At 71.8% G+C, this 25,259-nt stretch carries 28 protein-coding genes and 4 pseudogenes; 20 read left to right on the top strand and 12 right to left on the bottom strand.

What is annotated here, in order from left to right:
• Nucleotides 1–237: 237 nt before the first annotated feature.
• Nucleotides 238–342, bottom strand: a pseudogene (locus OG500_RS38025) (transposase); the annotation flags it as partial.
• A 242-nt stretch (nucleotides 343–584) separates the two neighbouring features.
• On the opposite strand from OG500_RS38025, the gene OG500_RS00760 reads away from it, so the two are divergent.
• The gene (locus OG500_RS00760; protein ID WP_329575257.1) at nucleotides 585–1,058 is read left to right on the top strand and encodes an RICIN domain-containing protein; all 474 of its coding nucleotides are present in this window, start codon (nucleotides 585–587) and stop codon (nucleotides 1,056–1,058) included.
• 125 nt (nucleotides 1,059–1,183) lie between these two features.
• Nucleotides 1,184–1,873, top strand: a pseudogene (locus tag OG500_RS38020) (winged helix-turn-helix domain-containing protein); the annotation flags it as partial.
• Here the strand turns inward: OG500_RS38020 and OG500_RS00750 are convergent.
• Complete coding sequence (locus OG500_RS00750; protein ID WP_329587345.1) at nucleotides 1,840–2,727, bottom strand: LysR family transcriptional regulator; 888 nt, start codon at nucleotides 2,725–2,727, stop codon at nucleotides 1,840–1,842. The pseudogene OG500_RS38020 and the gene OG500_RS00750 overlap by 34 nt on opposite strands.
• A gap of 203 nt (nucleotides 2,728–2,930) precedes the next feature.
• Here OG500_RS00750 and OG500_RS00745 point away from each other — a divergent pair, with 203 nt between their 5' ends.
• Both OG500_RS00745 and OG500_RS38015 read left to right on the top strand, forming a co-directional pair.
• The gene (locus OG500_RS00745) at nucleotides 2,931–3,224 is read left to right on the top strand and encodes a DUF1330 domain-containing protein (protein ID WP_327071408.1); all 294 of its coding nucleotides are present in this window, start codon (nucleotides 2,931–2,933) and stop codon (nucleotides 3,222–3,224) included.
• Nucleotides 3,225–3,345: 121 nt separating this feature from the next.
• Entirely contained in the window at nucleotides 3,346–3,696 is a 351-nt protein-coding gene (locus OG500_RS38015; protein ID WP_442907117.1) for a transposase, read from the top strand.
• Here the strand turns inward: OG500_RS38015 and OG500_RS00740 are convergent.
• Nucleotides 3,585–4,271 (bottom strand): hypothetical protein, encoded by a 687-nt coding sequence (locus tag OG500_RS00740; protein ID WP_329575251.1) that lies wholly within the window; start codon nucleotides 4,269–4,271, stop codon nucleotides 3,585–3,587. The two genes, OG500_RS38015 and OG500_RS00740, sit on opposite strands and share 112 nt — an antisense overlap.
• A gap of 74 nt (nucleotides 4,272–4,345) precedes the next feature.
• On the opposite strand from OG500_RS00740, the gene OG500_RS00735 reads away from it, so the two are divergent.
• From OG500_RS00735 to OG500_RS00720, 4 genes and pseudogenes are all read left to right on the top strand, one after another.
• The gene (locus OG500_RS00735; RefSeq protein ID WP_327064363.1) at nucleotides 4,346–4,480 is read left to right on the top strand and encodes a hypothetical protein; all 135 of its coding nucleotides are present in this window, start codon (nucleotides 4,346–4,348) and stop codon (nucleotides 4,478–4,480) included.
• 73 nt (nucleotides 4,481–4,553) lie between these two features.
• Nucleotides 4,554–5,477 (top strand): phosphotransferase family protein, encoded by a 924-nt coding sequence (locus OG500_RS00730; RefSeq protein ID WP_329575247.1) that lies wholly within the window; start codon nucleotides 4,554–4,556, stop codon nucleotides 5,475–5,477.
• Nucleotides 5,478–5,675: 198 nt separating this feature from the next.
• Nucleotides 5,676–6,131 (top strand): annotated as a pseudogene (locus tag OG500_RS00725) (SRPBCC family protein); the annotation flags it as partial.
• 1,051 nt (nucleotides 6,132–7,182) lie between these two features.
• Nucleotides 7,183–7,323, top strand: a complete 141-nt coding sequence (locus OG500_RS00720) for a hypothetical protein (RefSeq protein WP_329575245.1) — start codon at nucleotides 7,183–7,185, stop codon at nucleotides 7,321–7,323.
• A 230-nt stretch (nucleotides 7,324–7,553) separates the two neighbouring features.
• Here OG500_RS00720 and OG500_RS00715 read toward each other — a convergent pair whose 3' ends face one another.
• Genes OG500_RS00715 through OG500_RS00705 form a run of 3 tightly spaced genes read right to left on the bottom strand, consistent with a single transcriptional unit; the run spans nucleotide 7,554 to nucleotide 10,156 of the window.
• Entirely contained in the window at nucleotides 7,554–8,567 is a 1,014-nt protein-coding gene (locus OG500_RS00715; RefSeq protein ID WP_327064360.1) for an NAD(P)/FAD-dependent oxidoreductase, read from the bottom strand.
• Nucleotides 8,564–9,085: an isoprenylcysteine carboxyl methyltransferase family protein gene (locus OG500_RS00710; protein WP_327064359.1), complete on the bottom strand. Its 522-nt coding sequence runs from the start codon at nucleotides 9,083–9,085 to the stop codon at nucleotides 8,564–8,566. Before OG500_RS00710 ends, OG500_RS00715 begins: the two co-directional genes overlap by 4 nt.
• 6 nt (nucleotides 9,086–9,091) lie before the next feature.
• Nucleotides 9,092–10,156, bottom strand: coding sequence for a type III polyketide synthase (locus OG500_RS00705; protein WP_327064358.1), 1,065 nt, complete (start codon nucleotides 10,154–10,156; stop codon nucleotides 9,092–9,094).
• 133 nt (nucleotides 10,157–10,289) lie between these two features.
• On the opposite strand from OG500_RS00705, the gene OG500_RS00700 reads away from it, so the two are divergent.
• Together OG500_RS00700 and OG500_RS00695 are read left to right on the top strand one after the other, a co-directional pair.
• Nucleotides 10,290–11,180 carry a UbiA family prenyltransferase gene (locus tag OG500_RS00700; protein ID WP_329575240.1) on the top strand — a complete coding sequence of 297 codons (891 nt, stop codon included), beginning with the start codon at nucleotides 10,290–10,292 and terminating at the stop codon, nucleotides 11,178–11,180.
• 107 nt (nucleotides 11,181–11,287) lie between these two features.
• Nucleotides 11,288–11,437: a hypothetical protein gene (locus OG500_RS00695; protein WP_327064356.1), complete on the top strand. Its 150-nt coding sequence runs from the start codon at nucleotides 11,288–11,290 to the stop codon at nucleotides 11,435–11,437.
• Nucleotides 11,438–11,625: 188 nt separating this feature from the next.
• Here the strand turns inward: OG500_RS00695 and OG500_RS00690 are convergent, their stop codons facing one another.
• From OG500_RS00690 to OG500_RS00680, 3 genes are all read right to left on the bottom strand, one after another.
• On the bottom strand, nucleotides 11,626–12,288 hold the full coding sequence (locus OG500_RS00690) for a class I SAM-dependent methyltransferase (RefSeq protein WP_329575236.1): 663 nt from the start codon (nucleotides 12,286–12,288) through the stop codon (nucleotides 11,626–11,628).
• A gap of 55 nt (nucleotides 12,289–12,343) precedes the next feature.
• Nucleotides 12,344–12,781: a VOC family protein gene (locus OG500_RS00685; protein WP_329575233.1), complete on the bottom strand. Its 438-nt coding sequence runs from the start codon at nucleotides 12,779–12,781 to the stop codon at nucleotides 12,344–12,346.
• An 89-nt stretch (nucleotides 12,782–12,870) separates the two neighbouring features.
• Complete coding sequence (locus OG500_RS00680) at nucleotides 12,871–13,416, bottom strand: COG4315 family predicted lipoprotein (RefSeq protein WP_329575230.1); 546 nt, start codon at nucleotides 13,414–13,416, stop codon at nucleotides 12,871–12,873.
• A 217-nt stretch (nucleotides 13,417–13,633) separates the two neighbouring features.
• On the opposite strand from OG500_RS00680, the gene OG500_RS00675 reads away from it, so the two are divergent.
• A complete protein-coding gene (locus OG500_RS00675; RefSeq protein WP_329575227.1) occupies nucleotides 13,634–14,077 on the top strand; it encodes a hypothetical protein in 444 nt (147 codons plus the stop codon).
• 133 nt (nucleotides 14,078–14,210) lie between these two features.
• Here OG500_RS00675 and OG500_RS00670 read toward each other — a convergent pair whose 3' ends face one another.
• Nucleotides 14,211–15,854 (bottom strand): CYTH and CHAD domain-containing protein, encoded by a 1,644-nt coding sequence (locus tag OG500_RS00670; protein ID WP_329575224.1) that lies wholly within the window; start codon nucleotides 15,852–15,854, stop codon nucleotides 14,211–14,213.
• A gap of 117 nt (nucleotides 15,855–15,971) precedes the next feature.
• On the opposite strand from OG500_RS00670, the gene OG500_RS00665 reads away from it, so the two are divergent.
• A complete protein-coding gene (locus tag OG500_RS00665; RefSeq protein WP_327064351.1) occupies nucleotides 15,972–16,142 on the top strand; it encodes a hydrophobic protein in 171 nt (56 codons plus the stop codon).
• A gap of 75 nt (nucleotides 16,143–16,217) precedes the next feature.
• Nucleotides 16,218–16,517: a DUF6479 family protein gene (locus OG500_RS38010; protein WP_442906987.1), complete on the top strand. Its 300-nt coding sequence runs from the start codon at nucleotides 16,218–16,220 to the stop codon at nucleotides 16,515–16,517.
• 469 nt (nucleotides 16,518–16,986) lie between these two features.
• Here OG500_RS38010 and OG500_RS00660 read toward each other — a convergent pair whose 3' ends face one another.
• Together OG500_RS00660 and OG500_RS00655 are read right to left on the bottom strand one after the other, a co-directional pair.
• A complete protein-coding gene (locus OG500_RS00660; protein WP_327064349.1) occupies nucleotides 16,987–17,517 on the bottom strand; it encodes a ferritin-like domain-containing protein in 531 nt (176 codons plus the stop codon).
• A gap of 60 nt (nucleotides 17,518–17,577) precedes the next feature.
• Nucleotides 17,578–17,877 carry a WhiB family transcriptional regulator gene (locus OG500_RS00655; RefSeq protein ID WP_327064348.1) on the bottom strand — a complete coding sequence of 100 codons (300 nt, stop codon included), beginning with the start codon at nucleotides 17,875–17,877 and terminating at the stop codon, nucleotides 17,578–17,580.
• A gap of 338 nt (nucleotides 17,878–18,215) precedes the next feature.
• On the opposite strand from OG500_RS00655, the gene OG500_RS00650 reads away from it, so the two are divergent.
• The 7 genes and pseudogenes from OG500_RS00650 to OG500_RS00620 all read left to right on the top strand — a co-directional run bounded on the left by OG500_RS00650 (nucleotide 18,216) and on the right by OG500_RS00620 (nucleotide 25,080).
• Nucleotides 18,216–20,003 carry a thiamine pyrophosphate-requiring protein gene (locus OG500_RS00650; RefSeq protein ID WP_329575220.1) on the top strand — a complete coding sequence of 596 codons (1,788 nt, stop codon included), beginning with the start codon at nucleotides 18,216–18,218 and terminating at the stop codon, nucleotides 20,001–20,003.
• A gap of 3 nt (nucleotides 20,004–20,006) precedes the next feature.
• Nucleotides 20,007–20,195 (top strand): annotated as a pseudogene (locus OG500_RS00645) (hypothetical protein); the annotation flags it as partial.
• A gap of 140 nt (nucleotides 20,196–20,335) precedes the next feature.
• A complete protein-coding gene (locus tag OG500_RS00640) occupies nucleotides 20,336–20,509 on the top strand; it encodes a CsbD family protein (RefSeq protein WP_327064346.1) in 174 nt (57 codons plus the stop codon).
• Between the two features lie 433 nt (nucleotides 20,510–20,942).
• Nucleotides 20,943–21,608 (top strand): ATP-binding cassette domain-containing protein, encoded by a 666-nt coding sequence (locus OG500_RS00635; protein ID WP_327064345.1) that lies wholly within the window; start codon nucleotides 20,943–20,945, stop codon nucleotides 21,606–21,608.
• Nucleotides 21,605–23,548, top strand: coding sequence for a YhgE/Pip domain-containing protein (locus OG500_RS00630; protein ID WP_329575217.1), 1,944 nt, complete (start codon nucleotides 21,605–21,607; stop codon nucleotides 23,546–23,548). The genes OG500_RS00635 and OG500_RS00630 overlap by 4 nt, the downstream gene beginning before the upstream one ends.
• Before the next feature lie 300 nt (nucleotides 23,549–23,848).
• Nucleotides 23,849–24,055 (top strand): hypothetical protein, encoded by a 207-nt coding sequence (locus OG500_RS00625; RefSeq protein WP_327064343.1) that lies wholly within the window; start codon nucleotides 23,849–23,851, stop codon nucleotides 24,053–24,055.
• A 68-nt stretch (nucleotides 24,056–24,123) separates the two neighbouring features.
• Nucleotides 24,124–25,080, top strand: coding sequence for a TIGR03557 family F420-dependent LLM class oxidoreductase (locus OG500_RS00620; RefSeq protein ID WP_327064342.1), 957 nt, complete (start codon nucleotides 24,124–24,126; stop codon nucleotides 25,078–25,080).
• Nucleotides 25,081–25,259 lie beyond the last annotated feature (179 nt).

Below are 25,259 nucleotides of genomic sequence, written 5' to 3'. Positions count from 1 at the left end.
ATGCCGGACCAGAGGGAGCTGATCGAGAGAAGAAAGGTAGGCACCCCTCCATCCCATCTCACCCGGGCAGTGACAGAGCGTCATGCACCCGACCCAGGGCGCGTCGCGGTGGCGGAGCACAGGGACCCGGCTCGGCCGCGCATCGACGGCTCCGTGCCCGCAGAGGAGCCGCGCGTACTTGACGCTCCCTCGCTCAGCCATCGAGCCTTCGAGCGCAGCGGCCAAGGACTCCGATCTCAGGGCGACCACGGCGAGGTCGGCGATCCTGCGTTTGACGTGTGCCCAGACCCGTTCGACGGGGTTGAGGTCGGGTGAGTGGGCGGGGAGGAGGAAGACCGTCAGCTACCCGGGGGCGCGATGCACGTGCCGAGCTCGCTGGCTATCCGCCGGCGTGGGTCGGTGGTGTGCAGAAGCGGATAGCGGCGCGATCGCCGTTCCAGGGAGGCTGTACCGCGATGCGAGGAGCTGCCGTGTCGCAGCGGGCGCCACGCGACGCCCACCGCCCGAGCGCCAGGCTCCGAGCGGCACAAGCCGCGGGCCCGCGGTCCGCGGCCGATTCCGCACTGACCGATGAAAGGAAGAACATGTCGCTCAAGAAGATCTCCAAGGTCGCCGGAGCCCTCTCCGCTGCCGCAGCTCTCGCTTTCACCGCCGCGCCTTCGGCGTCGGCCGCCTCTGGCAACCAGCTGCAGAACCAGAACGGCGTGTGCCTCGGCAGCCAGAACGGTGCCAACGATACCCACGCGATCGTATGGGGCTGCAACGGCAACCCCGACCAGACCTGGCACGCGGTCTTCAAGGGGTATGACTACACCATCGTCAACGGGAATGGCCAGTGCCTCGGAGTCAACTCCGGGGGCCAGGCCATGGTCTGGGACTGCAACGGAAATCTGGACCAGCAGTGGGGTGTGAGGGCGGGAAGCAACGGCTGGAACGCCTTGGTCAACGCGAACGACGGCACCTGCCTGGGCACCCAGGGCGGTCTGTCGGCCCCGGGCACGTACGCGATCACTTGGGGCTGCAACGGCAACTCTGACCAGCAATGGTCCTCTCTCTGACACCACTGCTGACGCTCATTGGTGCTCAGCGTCGGGACAGACCTGTTTACTGACTTCGGGCTCGTCGGGGTGATCCCTCTTGAGGCGCCTGATAGGGCCGGGGCGTGGGCTGTATCCCGTGTTGTATGAGACAGGCGGACGGGGGCGGGCTGACCGCCGCGGGACGACTGCGCCGTGAGTCGGTGCGGGTGCAGGGAGCCGAGTTGCTCGAGGAGGTTGTCAAGCTGCCGGAGGTGGCTCGGCGTCTGCGAGTGAGTCCGAAGTCGGCTTACCGGTGGCACCAGTTGTGGCGCGAGGGCGGGGCCGAGGCGTTGGCGTCGCGCGGCCCGAGTGGGTCGCGGTGCCGGCTGTCGCCGCGCTGCCTGGAGAAGCTGGCCGTGTACCTGGAGCAGGGCCCGGCCGCGCACGGCTGGGACCAGGACCAGGTGTGGACCGCTGCGCGGGTGGCCACCCTGATCGGGCGGAAGTCCCACGTCTCGTACAGCGTCTCGGACGCCACGAGGATGATGCACCGGCTCGGGTTCTCCCCGCAGATCCCCGCACGTAGGGCGGCCGAACGCGACGAGCAGGCTGTGAAGGTATGGAAGGAGGCAACCCGGGCGGAGGTAGAAGCGCCCGGGCGGCCTGCGGGGGCTGCATCTGCTTCGAGGACGAGGCAGGCTCCACCCGGCGGTCGGACATTCAGCAAGACCGCCGTCGTCGTCATCACCGCGAAGTCCGCCGGGCGCAGGGTCTTCGGCCTCGCCATCGCAGGCGTCCGTCCCGCTCGACCTCTTGCGCGTCAGTCCGGCAGCCAGTGCAGCTCGTGCGCCAGGGCTTTGGCGACGGCACGGATACGGCGGTGCAGTGGTGACTGCTCGCGTGGGAGGACCAGGTGGATCGTCAGGCTGGGCGCGCCTCGCAGTGGTCGCCAGGTGAGACCAGCCGGTTGTGCCGTGGCCGCGGCTTCTCCGGCCGGGGCCACGGTGACCCCGTCGCGCAGGTCGCGCTGAGACATGTCGAAAGAGACTGCGGGCGTGTGGAATCGGGGGTGTGGTCGGATGTCTCGGAACAGTGCGGACAGCTGATCGTGGATCACGGGGTTGGCCGCACGGTCCGGGAGTCGCAGCGGATACGCGGCCGCGTCGGCGATCTCGATCTCCGGGTGTCCGGCCAGCGGATGGTGCTGCGCCAGCTGGACCCCGATGCGCGCACGCCGCAGCAGGAACCGGCGCACGCCACGGCCCGGCTGTTCACCGCGGGTGATCCCGGCATCGATGCGGCCGTCGGCGACCGCGGGGGAGATCTCCGGTGTCGCCATCGGGACCGCGCCGACCTCAAGTCCGCCGTTGCCGCGAACCAGCCTGTCCACCAGGGCCGGTGCCGTCTCGGCCCCGGTGCTGAGGCTGTATCCGATGCGCAGCGTGCCCAGTTCACCGGCCGCCGCGCTCCGGGCGGTGTCCCATGCCCGGTCCAGCGCCGCCAGCGCGGGCGGCGCGGACTCCGCCAAAGCCGCACCGGCCGCGGTCAATACGACGCTACGCGTGTTGCGGACCAGCAGGGCCGTACCGAGTTCCGCCTCCAATCGGCGCATCCGGGCGCTGAGTGCGGGCTGTGCGACACCGATCCGTGCGGCCGCGCGGGTGAAGTTCAACTCCTGCGCCAGCACCAGGAAGTACCGCAGGCTCACCGTATCCGGCGCCACGTGCCCTCCCCGCCGATTGATAACGATCCGTTCTGAGCCTATCCCGTACCGGTCTTTCCCTTGACCGCACATCAAGCCCTAACCTGCGCATATGACGATCCCACTGACCGCAGTACCCGTGACCGGGATCGATCGATCTGAGTGTCAATTCGACGTCGGACGTGTCCGGCCGAACACAGGAGGTTTCCATGGCCAAGGGCTACTGGGCCAGTGTCTACCCCGCCATTTCCGACCCTGAGAGACTGACTGCCTACGAGAAGCTGGCCGGTCCGGCTGTCCGGGCTGGGGGCGGGCGCCTCCTGTCCCGTGGCGGTCGAGTCGTCGCCCACGAGGCCGGAATCACGCAACGCGTCGTTCTGATCGAGTTCGACAGCTTTGAACAGGCCGTCGCGGCATACGAGAGCGAGGCATACCAGAAGGCGTTGGTGGCCCTCCCCGACGGCGTCGAGCGCGACTTCCGCATCATCGAAGGCATCGACTGACCGGCGGGCCCAGCCATCGCTGAGCATCCGTCACCTGATACGCACACGGTGCTGAACAACGACTCACGAGACGAGTTCGAAGCGATGCCTCACGGACCTCGTCCGCAGCCGCCGAGGCCAACTGCTGCCCGCCTGGATCCGCCAGGCCGAACAGTCCGACGTTCTCCCGGTCGCCAAGTTCGCCTCGCTCCTCCGCCAGGACTTCGACGCTGTCACCGCCGGACCCACCCACGAATGGAGCTCAGGCAAGGCCGAGGGCCATGTCAATCGCGTGAAAACGATCAGGAGAGTCATGTGCGGCCGAGCCGGCTCCCGGCTACTACGGACCCGAATCCTCACCCGCACATCGTCGTGGACCGGTCACAAAATCCAGCCGGCCACCACCCGCTCGGCCACCGAGAAGTCGGTCCCGCAGTCCGGGCAGGCGGCCCGCCCGGACAGGGAACGGACGCCATGCGCCAGACCCTCCTGACCGTCCGCCAAGGCCCGCGTGAACAGCCTCCGCGGCAGCCCTTCCAGCTCCTGCGTTCGCGCTGGTTGGAGGGGTGACTTCCGCACTTCCTGCAGCGCGTAGTCGTCAGTGCGGCAGAAGGAGTCGTCCTGCCCGATGACGACGAACATGTCGACGCCGCAGTAGGGGCAGTCGACCTCGTACTCCCCGGTCTGCAGGCCGTCCAGGCAGCGATCCCAGATCGCGACGCCCTCGAAGGAGAGCAGGGCCTGCAGCAGGTTCACGTACTCCTCGGCGTCGGCCGGCTGGCTCAGGCGGCGATCGGTGAGGTTACGCAGAACCGCAATCGGAGCCGAGAAGACCGTCAGAGGGCTGTCGGCATCGGACAACCCGGGCGAACAGGAAGCGATTGCTCCCGCCGCCAGAAGCACCCAGCCCAGGGTCTCCGGCCTGCCCGCAGTCGCGATCTCGGCCAAGCGCGGAAGTGCTGCGAAGCTGGCGGTGAAGGCGATGTCCAGCTGCGGACACAGATGGTCCATCAGCTCGGACCACACACCGCTCGGATCGGCCTCGAACCGGTCCAGGAGAGCAGGCACATGCTCTGCCGAACCGTGAACAGTGCCTGCGCCTGTGGCGGGAACTGCTCGACGCAGGAGTCTTCACCGCCCCCATGACCCACCCCGCCGTCCGGGCAGGCCACGAGGTCCTGCGCATCACCCTGACGGCCGCCCACACGGACCGGCACCTGACCCGGGTGCTGGCCGCATTCGAGGAAACGGGCCGCAAGGCGGGCCTCATCCCGTGACCATCCCTCGGCCGGGCAACCTGGACGACGAAAGTCCGGTGCATCGATGAAGCGCCACCCCTAGCATGCACGGGTGAACCTCTCGCATCTCGGCGCGCCGATCAGGCCGATGATCCGCGTCCACGGCGGGTTCGCCAACCGGATGTACCGGCTCGACACCGACCAAGGGTCCTTCGCGGTGAAGGAGTTGAACCTCCTCGACCGCCGCTGGACCTACCACGCCGAGGACGTGTTCAGGTTCGAGCAGTCGGCCTTCGCCGCCGGCATCCCGATGCCGGAGCCGATCTCGGCCGGCCACCACATGCTCGTCCACCGATGGGTCGAGGGAGAAACGCTGCCCGAAGCACCGGTGTCGGCGGCGTACGCGTTCGAGATCGGTGAGATCCTCGCGCGCATCCACGCGCTCGACGTCGCGTGGACCCACGTGCCGATCGAGGAGCCGACGCCACGGGACTGGCCCGAGCTGGCCGAGCGGGCGGCGGCGACCGGACAGCCGTGGGCCGGCGAACTCGCCTCCCACGTCGGGGCGTTCCTCGCGATGGCCCACTTCGTCGACACCTGCGAACGGCCGGGCCCCGTCGTGCTGACCCACAAGGACATCCAACCGTGGAACCTGCTCGCTCGAGAGGGCCGGCCGGTGCTGCTCGACTGGGAGCTCTCGGGGATGCTCGACCTGGCCGGTGAGCTCGGCTCGACCGCGCTGAGCCTCGCGAAGGGACCCGGCTTCGACGACATCAGGCCCGCCGTCTTCCGCTCGGTCCTCGACGGCTACGTCGCCGGGGGCGGAGCGCTGCCGCCCTCGGGTCCGAGTTGGTTCGTGTTCATGATCGGCGGCTGGCTGGGGCACACGAGGTGGAACATCCTCCGCTGCCTCGCCGGCGTCGAGGCGAGCACCGGCCCCGACCTCGCGCTGTCGCACGAGTCCGTGCGCAACGGCCTGCGCGGCCTCCCCGACCTGTTCGGCCGACTTCCCGAGCTCGAGGCGCTGCTCGTGTGACAGCGACCCGCGTCCGTGCCCGCAGAAGACCGGACCCCGTGGGATCCCCGGCTCCACCCCTCCCGGGCCCGGCGCGGCGGACGCCGCCGGATCACACTGCTGAGCCGTGCACCGGTCGGGGTGATTGAAGCCGGGGTGGGCGGGCAGGCGCCCGTCGGTCCGGATCGTCCGGATCGGCCAGACGAAGGGAGTGCCCTGATGAGCAGGGTTCAGGAAACGATCGACGTCGATGTCCCGGTGCACAGCGCGTACAACCAGTGGACGCAGTTCGAGGAGTTCCCGAGGTTCATGGACGGCGTGGAGGAGATCCGGCAGATCGACGACCGCCGCTCCCACTGGCGCACGAAGGTGGGCGGTGCCCACCGCGAGTTCGACACCGAGATCGTCGACCAGCTGCCGGACGAGCGGATCTCGTGGCGCACGGTGAGCGGCGAGGTCCGGCAGATGGGCGTCGTGACGTTCCGGTCGCTGGACGAGCGCCACACCCGGGTCAGTCTCGCGATGGAGTTCGAGCCGCAGGGCATCGGTGAGAAGGCCGGTGCGATGCTCGGCGTCCTGGACCGTCAGGTCAAGGGCGACCTCAAGCGCTTCAAGGGCTTCATCGAGGAGCGCGGGCACGAGAGCGGCGGCTGGCGCGGCCGGATCACCCCGGGCGGCACAGCCGCCGCGGGAACCGCCGGCCACCCCGCCGACGCGCCGCCCCGCGAGACCCCGCAGGCCCGGATGACCGGCGAAGGGGCGCCCCCGGCCGACCAGGGGCTGTCCGAGGGGATGCAGGGCGGCACCGGTCCGGCCTCCGCCATGCCGCCGGACCCGGACGACATGCGGCACGGCTGACCCCGCGACTCGCGCTGTCCACCGCCCGGGCCCCGACCACCCCACCGGTCGGGGCCCGGGCCTGGGCGACTGACGCGGCCCGACTCCCCCCTGCGGGGGACCGGCGGCGTGCCAGCCAGGGGTTCGGCCGGCCGGGCACCGGGTTTCGAAGCCGGCCGGCCGAACCCTCGGCCGACGAGACCCCGCCGCTCGACCTCGGCGAGCAACATCCTGGCCACTCCCTGGAGCGGGCCCCGCCCGCCATCCGCCGCGTCTTCCCGTCGGTGGCCGGCGCGACCGCATGGGACCACCACGACCACGACCACGGCCTCGCACCCAAGTACCCGCTTCGCACGCGAGATCTCCGACCACGCGGGACCAGAGGCCCCCGCGCTGAACGACGTCCCGCGCACCCGCGCGGCGCCTTCCAACGGCCCGTGAAGCACACCATCCCAAGGCGTGCTCCGGCGCAATCCGCGGGCGTCCGTGGGGGAGGATCGCTCCGGCCGAAGGGATGATCTGTGTCCGTTCAATTGACGGTCCCTTGGCCGAGCCAGGAATCTGGGAGACAGGACTTCAAGGGGATTTCGATCGCACTCGGGAGGGCACGATGAGAAATGACCACCGATCACGTGAGCGCCGGATGGTTGTGGCTGTGGCCAGTGCCGGCGCGCTGCTCCTCGGCGGTGCGGTGGCCCTTCCCGCCGGTGCTGCTGCCCCCATGTCGGCAGCCAGCCGTTGCACCGGAAGCTACAAGGACGTGTACAGCGCGGAATCCTTCAATTCCTCCCGCACCCAATCGGTGGCCGTCTGGCTCCAGTACAACCCGACGTGCAGGAGTGTGCGTGCCCAGGTCGCCAGATGGTCGGACACGGGCTGGGAGATCTGGGTGTACAACGAGGACACCAAGGAATCGGCCACCCAGTACAGTCCGGGTCAGACCACGAGCTGGCTCGACGACGCGGGAACGCACTCCCACGCCTGCGTCCAGCAGTACGGCTCCGCGAAGGCGTGTACGCCCTCCTACTGATGGCGTTCCTTCCAGAAGGAGAGGCCCCGTCCTGTGACGGGGCCTCCGGGCGGTGCCCGGCCGACCGTTCCGTCGCCGGCCCCGCGGTACACGGGCCTGCGGCGGTTTCATCGCGGCTCCGGCGGACGAACTGAGTCCGTACGTGGACGAGGCCCAGCGCCCGGTGCGGATGTCAGCTTCTCGGCACGCTCGTCCGGACCGGTGGCTGCAGGCGGCCGAAGTCGTCATGGTCAGGTGAGTTGGTTGACCAGCGCGGTGAACACCGCAGGAGCGCGGGCGGCCAGCGGGACGATCCCCGGGGCCAGCAAGGAGCTGGCGCGGATGCGGACCAGCGTGTCGGTGAGCAGGCGGTGGCGCCGGGTGGCACGCCGCCAGGCCTGCTCGTACTCCTGAGGCCGGCCGGCGCGCAGGCAGCGCACCAGGTGGGCGGCGCCGGTGAGGGCGAGGGAGATGCCTTCGCCGGTGAGGGCGTCGATGTAGCCGGCCGCATCGCCGACCAGCAGGACCCGCCCGGCCACCCGCGCCCGGACCTGCCGGCGCATCGGTCCGGCGCCGCGCACGCTGGTGGCGGACCGCAGGGGCAGGCGGTGGCGGAGGGCGGGGAACGCGGTCAGCAACTCGTCGAACGGCAGGCGCTCGCCGGTGAGGACGGCCACGCCGATCAACTCGGGGGCCAGCGGGGTGACGTATGCCTCGCCGAGCGCGGACCAGTGGACCTCCACGCAGGTGGTCCAGGGCGCCACGGCGAAGTGCCGCCGCAGCCCGAACCGTGCCCGTCGGGGGTCGGGGCGTTCCAGGCCCAGCTGCCGCCTGATGGGGGAGTGCAGGCCGTCGGCTGCGACCAGGTAGCGGGCGGTGAGGCCGGCGGCGGTGACGCTGTCGCCGTCCTGGCGGATCCCGGTGGCCTTCCTGGCCAGCATGGGCACGCCGAGGTCGGCCGCCCGGCGGAACAGTGCGGCGTGCAGGACGGTGCGCCGCACGCCCATGCCCGCCTCCTGCCGGAACCTGCCCTCGGCGAGGCAGCGCCCGTCCAGGTAGCGGATGCCGTGGATCGGGTGCCCGTCGAGCGTGACGCCCAGCTCGGCCAGGGCGCGGACGGCCCCGGGCATCAGGCCCTCGCCGCACGCCTTGTCGATCGGTGCCGGCCGTGGTTCGAGGACCACCGCGTCAAGCCCGGCCCGGGCGGCGTGGATCGCGGTGGCCAGACCGGCGGGTCCGCCGCCGGCGATCAGCAGGTCGATCACGCCGGCACCGGCGCGCAGCGGGTCAGGGCGGCGTTCTCGCAGCGCAGTCGGGTGGCGAGCAGGGGCAGGTTGAGCAGGGTGAAGCCGGCCGCGGTGAGCCAGGCGCCGTGGACGAGGGGCAGTGCGGCGCCTTCGAGGACGACGGCGAGGTAGTTGGGGTGGCTGAGCAGCCGGTACGGTCCGGCGGTGACCAGGGGCAGATCGGGCACCACGATGACCCGGGTGTTCCAGCGCGGCCCGAGCGTGCGGATGCACCACCAGCGCAGCGCCTGGGCGGCGAGCACGAGGGCGAGCATCGGCCAGCCGAGGGCGGGCAGGAACGGGCGGGCGGCGAGCTGGACCTCGGCCAGGCACCCGGCCAGCAGCCCGGTGTGCAGCAGGACCATCACGGGGTAGTGGCCGCGGCCGTACTCGACGCCGCCGCGCGCCATGCTCCAGGCGGCGTTGCGGCGCGCGACGGCGAGTTCGGCGAGGCGTTCGGCGGCCACCAGCACGATCAGCAGGGTGTAGGGAGACACGTGGACCTACCAGCGCAGCAGGACGAGTTCGGAGCAGAAGCCGGGCCCCATGGCGAGCATCAGGCCCGGCGTGCCGGGCGGCGGCGGGCGCAGGGCGAGGGTGTCGCGCAGGATGTGCAGCACCGAGGCGGAGGAGAGGTTGCCGACCCGGGCCAGCGAACGCCGCGTCAACTCCAGTGCTTGGGAGGGCAGTCCGAGCGACTCGGCCAGCGCGTCCAGGACCTTGGGGCCGCCCGGGTGGGCGACCCAGCCGGCGATGTCCGGTGGTTTCAGGTCGTGTTCGGCGAGGAAGGAGCGGACGTCCTCGCCGACGTGCAGGCGGACCAGTTCGGGCAGTTCGGCGCCGAGCACGATCTTGAAGCCGCTGTCGCCGATGTCCCAGCCCAGCGCCCGTTCGGTGCCGGGGTACAGCCGGCTGTGGGTGGCCACCACCTGCGGGCCCGGGAACTCCCCGCACCGGGGATGCTCCCGGCCGACGGCCACCAGGGCCGCGGCGCCGTCGCCGAAGAGCGCGCCGGCCACCATGTTCTGCACCGACGGGTCGGTGCGCTGCAGGGTGAGCGAGCACAGTTCGACCGAGAGCAGGACCGCGACCTGCCCGGGATGGCCCTCAAGGTAGTCGTGCAACCGGGCGAGGCCCGCGGCCCCGGCGACGCAGCCGAGACCGAAGACCGGCACCCGCTTCACGTCCGGCCGCAGGCCCACGCGCCTGGCCAGCCGCGCCTCCAGCGAGGGCGCCGCGATGCCCGTCACGGAGGTGGAGATCACCAGGTCCACGTCCTCGGCCGCCAGCCCGGCCGCCGCCAGGGCGCCGGTCAGCGCCTGCTCGGCCAGTCGCACCCCGGCTTCGATGAACAGGTCGTTGGCCTGCCCGAAGCCGCTCAACTCGCGGTAGCGATCCAGCGGCAGGGCCAGGTGGCGGGAGCCGACCGTGGAGGTGGCGTGCAGCCGCTCCAGGACCCCGCGCTCGGCGTCCTGCTGCGGGCACATCACCGCGAGCGCCTCGGTGATCTCGCCTTGCTCGTACCGGTGCGGCGCGAGCACACCGTGGACAGCCGCGACTGTGGTCATCGGGCCAGAATAGGTTCCAGCTGACCATTCATCACCACATGACCGGTATTCGGCGGTTCGACCGATCTAGTGCCGCGTCAGGCAACTGTCGCGACGGGGCGAAGGTTGCCTGACGCGGCACTAGCATGAGGGCGTGCACACCGCCGGAGCCCAGCCCGCGCCCGCAGCCACCGCCGGAGCGTCACCTCCCGGCGCGGGCAGGCCTCTGCGGGGGCTGCTGGCCGCCTCTCACGCCGCCCCTTCGGTCGCCGTCACCGCTGTGATCACCGCGCTGGCCGCCGCCTCGGGGCGGGGAGCTGCGGGAAGCGCGCTGGTGGCCTCGGCGGTGCTGGCGGGACAGCTCTCGGTGGGCTGGTGCAACGACCGGCTCGATCTGCGCCGGGACCTCGCCACCGGCCGGAGCGACAAGCCCCTGGCGGCAGGTGCGGTGCGCCCGCACACCGTGGCGATCGCCGCCGGGTGCGCGCTCGCGCTCTGCGTTCCGCTGTCGCTGGCCAACGGGCTTGCGGCCGGTACGGCCCACCTGGTCGGGGTCGCCGCGGCCTGGTCGTACAACCTGGGCGTCAAGCGCACCGTGCTCTCCTGGCTGCCCTACGCCGTGGCCTTCGGACTGCTGCCCGCCTTCGTCACCCTCGCACTGCCCGGCCACCCCTGGCCGGCCGGATGGGTGATGGCCGCCGGCGCACTGCTCGGCACCGGCGCCCACGCCACCAACGTCCTGCCCGACATCGATGGCGACCTGCGAACGGGCGTGCGCGGCCTGCCCCAGCGGCTCGGCCCGCGACGCGCGCGTATCCTGGCCGCCGCCCTGCTGCTCGCCGGGGCGATCGTCCTCGTCCTGGGACCGCCCGGGCGGATCACCGTCGCCGGCTGGGTGTCGCTCGCCGTCACCGGCGCGCTGGCCCTCGGCATCGCGCTGCCGACCCGCGCCGACCCGCGAAGCCGGTTGCCGTTCCTGGCCACCCTCGCCCTGGCGGCCCTCGACGTCGCCCTGCTCCTGCTGCGCGGTGCCGCCCTGGCCTGACAGGGTGTGCACAGACGTCTGGGAGCAGGGCCCGGCTGCGCAGGCGAGTACCGGGAGAGCTGCAGCTCGATCTTCTGGTCGGCGGTGCGGTTGGCGGAGTTGAGCCAGTGATCGCCTTCGTTGGCGGCGAAGTCCGGTACGAAGCCGATCCGCGACCGCTGGAGCGCATGAGGCAGTGGATGGACACGCTCGCCACTGCCTGGGAACACCGCCTCAGCGCGATCAAGGACCTGGCGGAAGGAAGCAGCACGCCCTGAACCGGTGACGGTGCTTCACGAGGTCCGCACAGAGCGCAGCCCCCTCCAGCAGATGAGTACGCACCCGAGGGGGAGGAGAACCTCGCGGGTGTCGTCGCGGATCTCCCAGCAGGTACGTAGGCGACGAACGGTCGGGGGCGGCATCCGCTCGCCAGTCGATCACCGGTGTGGCGGCGGGCGCGTGCCGGTCAGCGGGGCAGGCTCTGGGTGACGCGCCACAGGCGCCGCGGCAGGCCGCCCTCTTCGAAGGGGTGGACCTCGGCGGGGGACCAGCCGTCGGCGAGGGCATCGACCAGGTCTGGGGGGAAGAAGTGGACGGCGAAGCCGCCGTGCTCCCAGATGTCGTCGCCGTGCCCGGTGCCGGCTCCATAATGGGCGTCGCCGGTGTGGCGGACGGTGTAGACGAAGGTGCCGCCGGGCCGCAGGACCCGGCGGACCTCGGCGACCAGGGCGTGGATCTCCCCGGTGGACAGGGCCATGCACAGCAGCATGTGGGCGAAGACGGCGTCCACGCGGGCGTCACCGAGCGGCAGCGGGTCGCGCACGTCGTGCACAGCGGTGGCGACCCGCCCGGCCAGTCCCTCGGCCGTCGCCGCTTCGCGCAGTTGGTCCAGGCCCACCGGGCTGAAGTCAGCGGCCAGCACGGTGAATCCCGAGCGGGCGAAGTACAGCGCATCACGGCCGTGGCCGGCGCCGAGCTCCAGCACATTGCCGGCGCCGGCGGCGCGGAAGATCGCGGCGGCGTGGACGGCCGCGTCGGAAGGCCGGGCGCCGTACATGCCGGGGTGGGTTCCGTACGTCTGCTGCCAGTGCTCGCGCTGCACCGCGGCCAGGTCCTGGTCCTCGCGCATCGCAACTCCTCCCGCTGTCCCGGCCCGCCCAGGCTGCTGCCAGCGTAGGCCGGGCTCACCCGGGGTGCTGATCGTCCGGCGAGTCGTGCAAGGAGGGGGCGTAGGAGATCCCGACGATCAAGCCGTCCGCGGTGAGAAGTCTGGCCACCGTCTGACCCCACGGCTCGGTGCGGGCCTGGTGCACCAGTTGGAAGCCCAGGCGCTGAAGCTCGGCACCGGCGGCAGTGACGGCTTCCGCGTCCGCCACCTCGAACTCGATCGATGCCTGCGGAACCACCCGGTCGGCGGGCCACTGGGTGGTGCCGAAGCATGCCTCGGCTGCCTGCGAGAGCGGCCACAGGCCGAAGTGCTTGCTACCGGGGACGCTACCGCTGGAGTAGTAGCCGTTGCCCTCCCCCTGCAGGGGGAGCCCAAGAGCCTCGATGAACAGCTTGCGGCTCAGCGGGGGGTCGGCGACGACGACCGCCACGCTCGTGATGAAGAGAACGTCCATGCTGATGCACTCCTGCTGCGATGGACCGCGAGGGCCGGAGATCCAGCTCGAAGCCGTTGGGCGGGAGGGGATGTGGCCGGCTTCCGGTGTCAGTAGCCGCCGCCTGACGTGCTGCTCGATGTGGAGGCAGGGGTGGTGGCCGCGGTGGTGATCGCATCGCCGCTGGGGCTGATGACGTACCACTTCCCGCCGAACGCCGTGACACCCTGACCATTGATCTCACCGGCCTTGGAGTCGTCGGTGAAGGTGTACAGCGGGTGGCCCTTGTACGTGACCTGGGTCGTGTGGTCCGTCCTCACGCTGGTGCCGACCAGGGAGGCCGTGAGTCCGCTGGAGTTCGGCGTTCCGCTCGTGACGACCGGCGGCCACGCCGCAGCGCACGCACCGTTGCAGGTCGAGGTCGAGCTGGTGTCCGACTCGAACACGTACAGTGTCCGGCCGGCCCCGTCGACCAGGATCTTCCCTTCGGGCGAACCGGCGGTCTTCAGAGTGGCAGCCCCACCGGCCGGCGCGGAGGCGGAGCTTGATGCGGACGCGGAGCCGGAGCCGGTGCTCGATCCTGAGCTGCTGGAACAGCCGACCAGCAGGGCCGCCAGGGCGGCAGCCCCCGCAGTTGCGGCGAGAACAGGCTTCATGACGGACTTCCTCCGCTGGAATCGTCGCAGCGCCTGATGCACCACGGCCGGTCCGCAGACCCACCGAAAGCGGGCCCGCAAAAAAATGCCGGCTCCGCGGGCACACCGGCAGCGGTCCACCCAGGGTGACGGGCACACGACCAGTGTCAGCGTCCACGTCCACACCCACCACCCGATGCGGTGCCCGGCGCCGCCGGGCGGAGCACCGGGAAGGCTGGTGGCGCTGTACAAGCGGCCGCTGGACGGGCCGGAACCACGATCCCGGGACGGCGCACCGGCTTTGGGGCATCCGGGTGTCGGAGGCGCCGGCGAGGGCGACGGGCAGCCGGCGGTGGTGGGCGACGGGTGGCGCCGGGGCCTCGAGCTGGGGATACCAGTCGTCGGAGCCCTCGGAGCCGGCGCCGACGGTCTCGCCGGGGTCGAAGGGCAGCTCGCCGGTGGCAGCCTCGTAGAGGGTGACGCCGATGCCCCGGACGTCGGTGGCCGCAGTGCGGCTGACGGGGACGTCCTCGCGGCTCGGGAACTCGCCGACCACCGTGTGATCGAGGTGTTGCTGCGCGGCCTGGAGAAGCGGTCGTCGGCGGAGCCCGGCTTCAACCGGGGCGCAGGGCGCCTGGTCGAAGAGGTGACCAAAGACCTTGGGGAGGGGGGCTTCGGGTGAACGTGATGACCGGGCGGCGGTGGAACCCGGACGACGGGGGGAGGAGCGGGGCCGCTGGCGATCACCGGGTGGTCGGCGCTCTGCGTGGTCGTCCTTCTGCTCGCCCGCACCTTCGCATGGTGAGGCAGGCCGGTCAGAGGCTGGTCAGCTTCCGTCGTGCCGAGCGTCGGCGCAGCCTTGGCAGGCGACGCACAGCGCGTTCGGCGGCCTGTCGCTGACCTTCGTGCAGGACGCCGTAGGCGAAGGCATCGTGCTTGGCCCGGTCGGTGCTCTCCGTGCTCCCGGCGTCCAGCGTGAGCAGCGCCTGCCGGGTCACCACGCTGTCCTGGTGGACGCCGAGGACCTTGTGGAGCCTCTTCATCCGCGCGCCGTACTTCGCCGTCCGCTTCGCTGCGTGCCGCGGGAGCCCCGAGCCTGCCGCCTCCGCGGTGTAGCGGGCGCGCTTGGCCGCCTTGCGGGCGCGGTGCAGCGCGCCGTCGCGCTGTGGGCCCCGCGCCGTGCGAAGCGCGCGGTCGAGCCGCTTCAGCATCCGGCGCTGCTCCTGCCGCAGCACGTCGGCGCAGTAGCCGACGGCGGCCGCGCCGGCCCGGCCGCGCAGCGGAGGGCGGGCCGCGAAGTCGTCCAGCCGGTCGAGCAGCGTGAAGTAGCGGGGACTGGCGAGTTCGCGGACCGCCTGCCGCCAGGCGCGCCGGTAGGCGTGAGCGTACCGCTCGGTGATCCGGCCGCGGAGCGCGTGCCGGCGCACCTGCGCGGGCACCGCGTCCAGACCGGCCACCAGGTGCTCACCAAGGACCTCCTGGTCCCGGGCCTCGCCCAACACCCGCCCGATCCACTGGAGTTCGGCGGCCAGCGGATCGGACCGGCGACGGTCGAAGAGCCGGTGGTGGGCCTTGAGCAGGCTCCGCAGGCGCCGCGCGGTCACCCGCATCCGGTGCACCGAGTCCGCCTCCCCGCGGCGCACGGCTGCGTCGAGCGTCAGCAGTTCCCCGACCAGTGCCCGGTAGGCCGTCATGACGACGGCGCCGGCGGTTCCGGGCTGTTCGGCGCGAGCGGCGGTCAGCTGCCCGTCCGCGGGCCCCAGCTTCCTGTCTGCGGGCCCCTGCTCCCCGTCTGCGGGCCCGGCGGTGGTGCCGACGGCCCGGGCGAGCTTCGAGGGCCACGCGGAGCGGGCCAGGCCCGCCTCGGTGAAGGCGGTGTCGATCCGGTCGAGCAGCTTCGGCGTCCCGTCTGCCAGCTCGACCTCGAATTCGGTCCAACCGCTGATCTCGGTGCTCGTGCCGCTGCTCGCCTGCCCGGGGTCGAGGAGCTGGGCTGCCACGCGGTCCTCGGTGACCTCCGCGAGGGTGGCGCCTTCCTCGTCCTGGAGCAGTCGACGGGCCCGGTGGGTGCGCAGGTGCGCCACCGGCAGCAGGGTGGCGTCCCGGGTGAAGGCCGCCACCCGAGCGGTGAGTTCCGCCGGGACTCTGCGCTTGCTCCCGGCCGCCAGCGGCAGCTGGATCTCCGCTCGCGCGTCGTCCGCGAGCGGCAGTTTGAGATGCCAGCCGGCGTCGTCGCCGCCGGTCCGCCGGCGTAGCGTGATCCGGCGGCGCAACAGGCGCAGGTCCGGCGAGTCGTAGTAGACGGCGTCGAGGTCCTGCTGGTCCACCCACTGCGCTGTCGCCACGCCCGGCACGCTGTCGAGGCTGCTCGGCAGCGCGGTTCCCTCGTACTTCCGCTCGGTCTCCACATGCTTCCTGGCCATGCTCGGCGCCTGCCCGGCCTCGTCCTCGTCATGCATTCGCGCTCCTGTCCGCCACGCACAGCCGCGCGGGGAGCCCTGCGGTGCGCATGAACCGTGGAAACCGGGACAGCCGGTGGATGTCCCGGTCACCGCTCGAAGAAAGATGAGGCAACCATGGCCGCCCTCTTGCTGGTTCTGCTCCTCGCTGTTGTGCTCTTCGGTCTCGGTTTCGCCGTGAAGGTGCTCTGGTGGGTGGCGCTCGTCGTTCTCGCCCTGTGGCTGATCGGCTTCGTCGCGCGTGCCACGGACGGCGCCGGCGGGCGGAGCCGCTGGTACCGCTGGTGAGGCGCGCCGCCGTCCGTCCGGACACTGCCCGGCGGAACACCGGCCGGCCGAACTCCGTCCGGCGTTCGGCCGGCCATGATCGTGGAGGTTCGCATGACGTCAGCTGTGCGGCTGATCGCCGCCGACGTGAGCCAGGCGCTGCTGGTGATGGTGGTGCCGACGCTGATCATCTTCGGGGCCCTGATCGGTGCGTTCGTTTGGGGGAGCCGTCGTCGCGCTCGCCACCAGCCCCCGCCGACCCGGCCGGTTGACGCCGCGGGGCCGGAGCCCGGCTCCTGGCAGACGCCGGGGGCGGGCCCCGACCCGGCGGTCCGCGGCGGGGGACCGGGCAGGCCGAGTGCCCGCGGCGGAAGCCACCGACGCCGACCGCGGTGACCTCGCCATCTCGCGAGACGGTCGAGCGGGACAGCCGATTTTCGACCATCACGGCGACACCCGCACAGTGGTCGCGTCCCGGAGCCGTTACCCGCCGGCTCCGGGACGCGACCACTGTGCGTTGGGGGGTAACACGCAGGCGGTGCCTGCCCGGTGCGCGAGCCGCTCTCGCGCACCGGGCAGGCACCGCCCGTTCCCCGGGGCCCTCAGGCAGCCGGTCCGACCTCCTGGCCCCGTCCCCGGGGCAGCGCGCGGGCCGGCCGGTCCCGCCGCGCCCACCGTCGCCGAACCGCTGAGCAGGCGCAGCCGGGGCCGGCCCCGAAGGCGGCGCGCCCAGCCCCCGTTCCTCGAAGCGGCCGAGCAGCGGCACTCCGAGCAGCAGGGCCGGGGCACGAGGAGTGCGCAGACGATCACGAGGCCTTCCCGAGGGGCCGTCTGGTCAGGCTCCGGCCACCCCGTGCCCGCCGGGTCAGGACTCTGCTTCGAGGAAGGTGAGCATGTCCTCGGCGTGCTCCTCCTCCCGCGCCAGGATCTCCTCCAGGACGCGCCTCGTCGTCGGGTCGGCGTCGCCGAGCCAGCCGATCATCTCGGTGTAGGAGGCGACCGCGATCCGCTCCGCTACCAGGTTCTCCTGGATCATCTGCTTCAGGTCGGCGGCCGGGACGTACTCGGAGTGGGCGCGGCCCACCACCCGGCCCGGGTCCAGGTCGGGTGTGCCGCCGAGCTGCGCGATGCGGGCGGCCAGCAGGTCGGCGTGGCCCTGCTCCTCGTTGGAGTGGGCGAGGAACTCCTGGGCCACCGGCTCGGAGTTGAGGCCCTTCGCCATGAAGTGGTGCTGCCGGTAGCGCAGCGTGCAGACGATCTCGGTGGCGAGTGCGGTGTTGAGCAGCTCGATCACCTTCGGGAGGTCGGCCGCGTAGGCATCGGTGACCGGGCCCTGCATGAGGTGTGCGCGAGCCTTGTCGCGCAGGGTCTGGATGTCGGTGAGGAAGTCAGCCATGGGGGTGTCCTCCGGGGAGTCGGATGGGTGTCGAAAGCCGGCCTGGCGGCCGATGCGGTGTCAGGCGGTCGGCTGGGCCAGGCGCAGTCCGCGCGCGAGCAGCCGGTGGCGTTCGTCTTCGGTCAGGCCGCCCCACACGCCGTAGGGTTCACGGGCGGTGAGGGCGTGGCGCAGGCAGTCGAGCCGCACGGGGCAGTCGGTGCAGATGGCCTTCGCCGCCGCTTCGCGCTCGTCGTGGGCCGCGCCGCGTTCCCCGGGCGGGTGGAAGAAGAGGCTGTTCTCGGTGGCACGGCAAGAGCCGTGCAACTGCCAGTTCCAGTGGTGCTCGTAGGCGCCGGGCAACCGGGAGACGTTCACCATCGCAGAGTCCCTTGCGTTGTCGCGGAAGGTGGCCGCACGCTCGTCTGTCCGGCTTCCCCCGGAACAATCCTCCGTGTTCGGGCTTCGGCGACCACACTCCCGCTCGGTCCGTGGCCATCCCCGAAGGCGCCCGGCCCGGCGCCGACGACCACTCGTGGTACCCACGCCGGGGCATTCGGCCTGCCTGCTTTTCGGCAGCCGTGCACGAGGTGATACCGCCGAGGTCCCCGGGGTGGTGCCACCTGTGGCCGTTTCATCGCCTTTCCAGCGGTTAGCCGTGCCTCGTGGGGCCTCTCCGGTGATCGAGAGGCCAAAGCTGTGCTGTGGAGGAGCGGGCGATGAAGGTTTCCGACCATGTCCTGGAGCGGCTGCGCGCGTGGGAGGTGGAGTACGTCTTCGCCTACCCGGGTGACGGGATCAACGGCCTGCTGGCCGCCTGGGGGCGCGCCGAGGACCGGCCGCGGTTCATCCAGGCCCGGCACGAGGAGATGGCGGCCTTCCAGGCCGTCGGCTACGCGAAGTACTCCGGTCGCACCGGGGTGTGCGCGGCGACCTCCGGGCCGGGGGCGATCCACCTGCTGAACGGCCTGTACGACGCGAAGCTCGACCACGTGCCGGTGGTGGCGATCGTCGGGCAGACCGACCGCAGCGCGATGGGCGGCTCCTACCAGCAGGAGGTGGACCTGCTCAGCCTGTACAAGGACGTGGCCTCGGAGTACTGCGAGATGGTCACCGTCCCCGCCCAGCTGCCGAACGTGCTGGACCGGGCGATGCGCATCGCGGCGACCCGCCGCACGGTGACCGCGGTGATCATCCCGGCCGATGTGCAGGAGCTCGACTACGAGCCGCCCGCGCACGCGTTCAAGCAGGTCCCCTCCAGCCTCGGCGTTCCGCACTACGCGCCGGTCCCGGCCGAGGAGGACCTCGCAAAGGCCGCGGAGATCCTCAACGCCGGCGAGAAGGTGGCGATGCTGATCGGGCAGGGCGCCCGGCATGCCCGTCCCGAGGTCGAGCAGGTCGCCGAACTCCTGGGCGCCGGCGTGGCGAAGGCGCTGCTGGGCAAGGACGCGCTGCCCGACACGCTGCCGTACGTGACCGGGTCGATCGGTCTGCTCGGCACCAGGCCGTCGTACGAGATGATGCGGGACTGCGACACCCTGCTCGTGGTCGGGTCCAGCTTCCCGTACACCCAGTTCCTGCCCGAGTTCGGGCAGGCCAGGGCTGTGCAGATCGACCTCGACCCGTCCATGGTGGGCCTGCGCTACCCGTTCGAGGTCAACCTCGTCGGGGACGCGGGCGGGACGCTGCGCCGGCTGATCCCGATGCTGGAGGCGAAGCAGGACCGGGCGTGGCGCAAGACGATCGAGGACAACGCCGCCCGCTGGTGGGAGGTCATGCAGCGCCGCGCCGAGGTGCCCGCGGACCCGGTCAACCCCGAGTACGTCGTCCACACCCTCGACGCGCTGCTGCCCGAGAACGCGATGGTGGCGGCGGACTCCGGGTCGGCGGCCAACTGGTACGCCCGCCACCTGCGGTTCCGCGGCGAGATGCGCGGTTCGCTGTCAGGGACGCTGGCGACGATGGGGCCGGGCGTGCCGTATGCGATCGGCGCGAAGTTCGCCCACCCCGACCGGCCGGCGATCGCGATCGTCGGTGACGGCGCGATGCAGATGAACGGCCTCGCCGAGCTGATCACCGCCGCGAAGTACTACCAGGAGTGGTCCGACCCGCGCCTGGTAATCGCGGTGCTGAACAACCACGACCTGAACCAGGTCACCTGGGAGATGCGCGCGATGCAGGGCGCACCGCAGTTCGAGCCCTCGCAGAGCCTGCCCGACGTCCGGTACGCCGATATCGCCCAGCTGCTCGGCCTGTACGGCAGGCGGGTCGAGCAGCCCGAGGACGTGGAGACGGCCTGGCGCCAGGCACTCGCCGCGGACCGGCCGTTCGTCATCGACTTCCGTACCGACCCGGCGGTGCCGCCGATCCCGCCGCACGCCACCTGGGACCAGATCAAGGCCGCCGCCCTGTCGGTCCTCAAGGGCGACAGCGACCGGCGATCGGTGGTCCAGCAGGGCGTGAAGGCGAAGATCCAGGAGTTCCTGCCCGGCAACGGAGGGAGCTGACCGGTGACCGGCAGCGAGAGTGTGGATCAGACCGCGCTCGAGCGGGCGCTGCGGGCCGAGGTGGACGGCGAGGTCCGCTTCGACGCGGGCAGCCGCTGGGCGTACGCGACCGACGGTTCCAACTACCGGCAGGTCCCGCTCGGCGTGGTGGTGCCGCGCACGGTGGAGGCTGGAGCAGCGGCGGAGTCCGTGAGCACCCCGGGGAACGGGCGCCACGACAGCGCGCCCCGGACCGTCGGGTACGTATTCGGGGGATTCATCCCTTCTGGCGGGGGCAGGCGGTGGGCCAACGCAGCTTCGATGCTGTGCCGACCCAGAACCGGAGGCTCGACATGAGTGCCAGCGACAAGATCGAGAACGCCGCGGACAAGGCCAAGGGCGCGGTCAAGGAAGGCGCCGGCAAGGCCACCGGCAACGAGCGTCTGAAGGCCGAGGGCAAGGCCGACCAGGCGAAGGGCGACATCAAGCAGGCAGGCGAGCACCTCAAGGACGCCCTGGACCACTGACCCCCCTCACGCCGTGCAGCGGTGGCCCCACGGGAAACGGCGGGGCCACCGCTGCACGTGCGTGGTCGACCCCCAGCCCCGCAACAGCGCGGCCTCCAGGCCTGCGACGCCACCACGAGGACTGCTCCACGGTTCGGACCCACGAGGCCAAGCCCACCCGTGACGGGACCGCGGTCTGCGACCAGGACGGGCTGCCCCGCACCCCGGCTCCCGCGGTGAACGCCGACTCGCCGGACCGACCCGACCGGCGAGGTTACGGTGCCGTACGGCCGTGCGGGGCCGCCGAGGCGGCCTGGACGGGAAACCGGGGGAGGAGCACGGACTGGTCCGGGAGAACCGTCAGGTGGCGACGGCCGGGTGTGGATCCGCCGAACCGGGTTACCCGTCAGTCGTGAAGACGACTGGCGACTGCGTGAATGCACGGGGAATCAGCGTGCACGGGCCCCGGGGCCCGGTGTTCGAGAACGTCGACCTCGACGTGCCCGCCGGCGGCCTGCTGGTCGCCCACGGCCCGGCAGGGTCGGGCCGTACGGCACTCCTGCTGGCGCTGGCCGCACGGATGCGGCTGACCACCGGGGTGGTGCGGGTGGGCGGAGCCACCGCGCCCGGGCGCGGTGCGCACCGGATCCGCCGACGGGTCGCCATCGCCAGGGCCGACGCCGCGCTCGAGCTGGAAGGGCGGCTGAGCGTTGCCGAGTTGGTGGCCGAGCGCCGCTGGACCGACCGCGCGGTCACGGTGCGCGGCGTGGTGACGGCGGCCCGCCTGCTGGGCCTGCGGCTACGCGGCTCGACCCTGGCCGAGGACTTGGATCCACTGGAGGCACTGCTGTTCGCAACGGCCCTCGCGTTGGCCGCCGGGCCCGCGGCACTGGTGGTGGACAACGTCGGCCGGGGCTGTCCCGATCCGGACCGCCACCGCGCCTGGCAGGCGCTGCAGGCCGTGTGCGCCACCGGGTGCACGGTGCTCTCCTCGGCCACCCAACCGCCGGAGGACCCCGCACCGGGCACCGTTCTGCTCGACCTGCCCCGGCGCAGTGCGACGCGACTGCCCGCCCCGCGCCCGGCCCGCCGCCCCCGCGATCTGGCGGCCCGCGGATGACCGCGCTCAGGCTGGCCTTCCTGGAACTGCGCCGCTTCCGCGGACCGTTGCGCCGCCTGGTGCCGCTGGTCCTCTGCCTGGTCCCGCTGCTGTACGGCGCGATGTACCTGTGGGCCAACTGGGACCCGTACGGCAAGACCGACCGGATCCCGGTGGCCGTGGTCAATCTGGACCACCCCGCGACGAGTTCCCGCGGCCAGGTGGTCGATGCGGGAGACGAGCTGGTGCAGCAGCTCAAGGCCTCCGGAACCTTCGCCTGGCGCTTCGTCGACCGGCCCACCGCCGCCGCCGGACTGCGCTCGGGCCGGTACGCCTTCACCATCGAGATCCCCACCGATTTCAGTACCCGGCTGGCCAGCGCGGGCGATTCCCAGCCTCAACCGGCCGGCTTGCGGATGGAACTCGACGACGCCAACAACTACATCGCCGGTGTGATGACCGAGACCGTCCAGTCCAAACTGGAGGCGCAGATCGACGCGGCCACCCACCAGGCCTACGTCCGCAGCCTCTACGGCCAACTGTCCGAGGTCCGGCAAAAGTTGACCACCGCCTCGACAGCCGCCCACCAGCTGGCCGGCGCCACCACCACGGCCCAGCAGGGCAGCTCGGCCCTCGCCGCCGCCAGCAGCACCACCGGCACCGCGGCGGGCCAGGTGGCCACCGGCAGTCAGCAGATCAGCCAGGCCATCAGCCAGGTCGACACTGCGGCCACCACACTGAACTCTGCTGCCACCGGCCAACTCCCCACCGTCGCCGCCTCCCTGGCGACCGCCGCCCAACTCGCCGAACAGGGCACCGGCGCGGTGCACACCGGGACCAGCCAGATCCACCGCACGACCTCGCAAGCCGTCGCCGACCTCCAGCAGTTCGCCACCGCCAACCCCCAACTCGCCCAGGACCCGGGCTTCCAGAAGGTCCTGGACGGCATCCGGCAGGCCGACGCCACCGCCGGGCAGGTGGACGGCCAGGCAGCGGCCACCGCGGACGCGGCACCGCAGGCGGTGACGGACGCCCAGCAACTCCAGAGCCAGGTCGCCACCCTCCAGCAGCGCATCGCCGCCCTCAACACCCCCCTGCGCCTGGTCGACTCCGGCAGTCGGAGCGTGGCCGCCGGTGCCGCCACCCTCACCACCGGCCTGAACAGCGCGCAACAGGCGGCGGATGCGGCCAAGAGCGCGGCCGACCAGGCCAACAGCGGCGCCACCCAGCTCTCGCAGACCGTCGACGCCGGCCTCGCCGACATCCCCGACCTCGACGACCAGCAGATCTCCGCCGCCTCCCAGGTGCTCGGCACGCCCGTCCACATCGACCGCGAGAACCTGCACCCCGCCGGGGTCTACGGGCGCGGCATGGCACCGTTCTTCTTCGGCATCGCCCTGTGGGTGTTCGGCCTCTTCGCCTACCTGCTGCTCCGGCCGACCAACCGCCGTGCACTGGCGGGACCGGCCCGCGCCCGCAGCATCGCGCTGGCGGGCTGGCTGCCGGCAGCCGCCCTGGGGGCGGTGGCCGCCCTGGTCCTCTATGGCGTGGTCGACCTGGCGCTCGGCCTCCATCCGCTCCACCCGCTGGCCACGATCGCCCTGCTGGTTCTCGCGGTGGGCTCCTTCGTGACGATCGACCACTTCCTGCGCACCACACTGGGGATCGCGGGCGACGTCCTCTCCCTGGTCCTGCTCATCCTCCAGCTCACCGCCTCGGGCGGTCTCTATCCGGTGGCCACCACGCCCGCCTTCTTCCAGGCACTGCACCCGCTGCTGCCGATGACCTACCTCATCGACGGCCTGCGGGTGACCGTCTCCGGTGGCCTGACCTCGCACCTGGTGCGCGACGCCGCCGTCCTGGCCGCCTGCGGTGTCGCCTTCCTCGCCCTCACCACCCTGGTGACCCGCCGCCGGCGCCTGTGGACCATGGCCCGCCTCCACCCGGACATCGAGCTGTGACCACACCCCAACCGGCACCGGCGTGTCGATGCAGAGTGGCGCCTCGCGCCGGCGCGTCACCCGGGCGATGCGGCGGGCCGGGCCTCCGGGACGCCCCTACCAGGACAGCCCACAGTCCTGGATGACCGCCGAAGGCGCTCCGCCGCCGCTTGCCGCCACCCCGCCGGGCACCTCCCAGGGTCGGCCGGCCTCCTCGCTCATCGGTCCGGGCGACATGCGGCACGGCTGACCGGCCCGGGGCCCGGGGTGTCTGGCCAGGGTGGCGCTGCCGGCGTCCAGCAGCTCCAGGAGGCCGGTCCGGTGAAGATGCGCGATGCCTTCGAGAGGGTCCGGGTGGCGCAGCAGGGCGCTCACCCGTTCGGCCCAGTCCGTCGCACGGCCGACGAGGTCGTCGATCTCACCGTTCTTCTCACCGGTCTCCTGCCACGGGCGACTGCGGCGCTGAAGGGCTCGCCTCGGGCTGTGGTGCTGTCGCCGGATGCTCGAAGGATCTTCGGATTAGCGTGATGGTCAAGCGCTGCCTGGGGTAGCCGCCGTTCAGAAGTCAGGGAGACGTTTGGAGAGGAGCAGGTTCGATGACCGAGTACGGCTACTTCCTGTCGTGTGAGGAGTTCACCCCGGCGGAGCTGATCGACCAGGCCCGGCGGGCGCAGCAGGCGGGGTTCACCCGGCTGGCGATCTCCGACCACTTCCATCCGTGGAACGACGCGCAGGGCAACAGCGCGTTCGTGTGGTCGATGATCGGTGCGCTGTCGCAGGCCGTGAGCCTGCCGGTCACCACCCTGGTGACCTGTCCGACGGTGCGGCTGCACCCGGCGGTCACCGCACAGGCCGCCGCCACCTCCAGCGTCCTGCTCGGCGGACGCTTCGCCCTGGGCGTCGGCTCCGGGGAGGCACTGAACGAGCACATTCACGGCGACCGCTGGCCCTCCTTCGAGCTGCGGGCGGAGATGCTGGAAGAGGCGGTCGAGGTGATGCGCGAGCTGTTCACCGGCCGCCTGGTCAGCCACCACGGCCGGCACTACACCGTCGACAACGCCCGTCTGTACACCGCGCCCGAGCAGCCGCTGCCGGTCCTGGTGTCCGGATTCGGGCCGAAGGCCGCCGGGCTGGCCGGGCGGATCGGGGACGGCTTCGTCACCATGACCCCGGACGCCGACCTGGTGGGCGCCTTCCGGGAGGGCGGCGGCACCGGCAAGAGGGTCGTGGGCGGGGTGAAGGTGTGCTGGAGCAGCAACCGGGACCAGGCCGTCGACGTCGTGCACCGCCTGTGGCCGACCGAGCTGCTGCCCGGGGAGCTCGCCCAGATCCTGCCGACCCCGGCCCACTTCGAGCAGGCCAGCCGGCTCGTCACCCGCGACATGGTGGCCGAGGCCGTCACCTGCGGCGACAAGGTGGAGGAGCACGTCGAGACGGTGCGCGCCTATGCGCGAGCCGGCTTCGACGAGGTGTACGTCGGACAGATCGGGCCGGATCAGGAGGTGTTCTTCGACGCCTACCGCGAACTGGTCCTGCCGGCCCTGCGGTCCTGACCAGGCCGAGGAGCCGGTCACCGCCGATCCCGATCGCTGCGTGGCTGCGGGCCATCCCCGGGAAGCGGCCGACGGTGAGTGAGCCCGCCAGGCCCGGTGCCGGTGCGGAGGACCACCGCCGGTGCGGCGCCAAGGCGTTCACACGGATGGCGGCCTGCGGGGAGCTGGACCTGCCGCTG

Origin of the sequence: Kitasatospora sp. NBC_01250, from assembly GCF_036226465.1 — a bacterium.
Classification (GTDB): Bacteria; Actinomycetota; Actinomycetes; order Streptomycetales; family Streptomycetaceae; genus Kitasatospora.
This window is presented reverse-complemented; position numbering and strand designations above follow the sequence as displayed.

Bases quoted from the DNA above. Each gene is read 5' to 3' on its own strand.
- OG500_RS00760 (WP_329575257.1), top strand. From the start codon at position 585: ATGTCGCTCAAGAAGATCTCCAAGGTCGCCGGAGCCCTCTCCGCTGCC.
- OG500_RS00745 (WP_327071408.1), top strand. From the start codon at position 2,931: ATGGCCAAGGGCTACTGGGCCAGTGTCTACCCCGCCATTTCCGACCCT.
- OG500_RS00735 (WP_327064363.1), top strand. From the start codon at position 4,346: ATGACCCACCCCGCCGTCCGGGCAGGCCACGAGGTCCTGCGCATCACC.
- OG500_RS00705 (WP_327064358.1), bottom strand. From the start codon at position 10,156: ATGACCACAGTCGCGGCTGTCCACGGTGTGCTCGCGCCGCACCGGTAC.
- OG500_RS00690 (WP_329575236.1), bottom strand. From the start codon at position 12,288: ATGCGCGAGGACCAGGACCTGGCCGCGGTGCAGCGCGAGCACTGGCAG.
- OG500_RS00685 (WP_329575233.1), bottom strand. From the start codon at position 12,781: ATGGACGTTCTCTTCATCACGAGCGTGGCGGTCGTCGTCGCCGACCCC.
- OG500_RS00680 (WP_329575230.1), bottom strand. From the start codon at position 13,416: ATGAAGCCTGTTCTCGCCGCAACTGCGGGGGCTGCCGCCCTGGCGGCC.
- OG500_RS00670 (WP_329575224.1), bottom strand. From the start codon at position 15,854: ATGCATGACGAGGACGAGGCCGGGCAGGCGCCGAGCATGGCCAGGAAG.
- OG500_RS00665 (WP_327064351.1), top strand. From the start codon at position 15,972: ATGGCCGCCCTCTTGCTGGTTCTGCTCCTCGCTGTTGTGCTCTTCGGT.
- OG500_RS38010 (WP_442906987.1), top strand. From the start codon at position 16,218: ATGATCGTGGAGGTTCGCATGACGTCAGCTGTGCGGCTGATCGCCGCC.
- OG500_RS00660 (WP_327064349.1), bottom strand. From the start codon at position 17,517: ATGGCTGACTTCCTCACCGACATCCAGACCCTGCGCGACAAGGCTCGC.
- OG500_RS00655 (WP_327064348.1), bottom strand. From the start codon at position 17,877: ATGGTGAACGTCTCCCGGTTGCCCGGCGCCTACGAGCACCACTGGAAC.
- OG500_RS00650 (WP_329575220.1), top strand. From the start codon at position 18,216: ATGAAGGTTTCCGACCATGTCCTGGAGCGGCTGCGCGCGTGGGAGGTG.
- OG500_RS00640 (WP_327064346.1), top strand. From the start codon at position 20,336: ATGAGTGCCAGCGACAAGATCGAGAACGCCGCGGACAAGGCCAAGGGC.
- OG500_RS00630 (WP_329575217.1), top strand. From the start codon at position 21,605: ATGACCGCGCTCAGGCTGGCCTTCCTGGAACTGCGCCGCTTCCGCGGA.
- OG500_RS00620 (WP_327064342.1), top strand. From the start codon at position 24,124: ATGACCGAGTACGGCTACTTCCTGTCGTGTGAGGAGTTCACCCCGGCG.